Genomic DNA, 286 nt, shown 5'->3' on the forward strand with positions numbered 1-286 from the left:
CAGATCGGCGCCGTCGTCCATGAGGATCTGCGGGTTGGTGGCCACCACCTCGGCAATGTGGCGCTCATAGGTTTCCGCGTCCTCGCCGGCGATGGCATGCACTCGCACGCCGTAGTCGCGCACGAGCGAGGCAGCAGTGTCGTCCTGGGTGGACAGCGGATTGGAGGCACAGAGCGTCACCTCCGCGCCCGAAGCCACGAGCGTGCGCATGAGGTTCGCCGTCTCGGTGGTCACGTGCATGCAGGCGCCGAGGAGCGCCCGCTCGAGGGCGTGCGCATCGGCGCCT

The 286-nt window shown here is 68.9% G+C and carries 1 protein-coding gene; it reads right to left on the reverse strand.

Annotated features, from left to right (window positions below):
• On the reverse strand, nucleotides 1–286 hold a 286-nt coding region (locus tag NE591_RS15690), incomplete at both ends, for an adenosylhomocysteinase (RefSeq protein WP_256157153.1).

Source organism: Adlercreutzia sp. DFI.6.23 (genome assembly GCF_024462535.1).
In the GTDB taxonomy this organism is placed as follows: domain Bacteria; phylum Actinomycetota; class Coriobacteriia; order Coriobacteriales; family Eggerthellaceae; genus Adlercreutzia; species Adlercreutzia rubneri.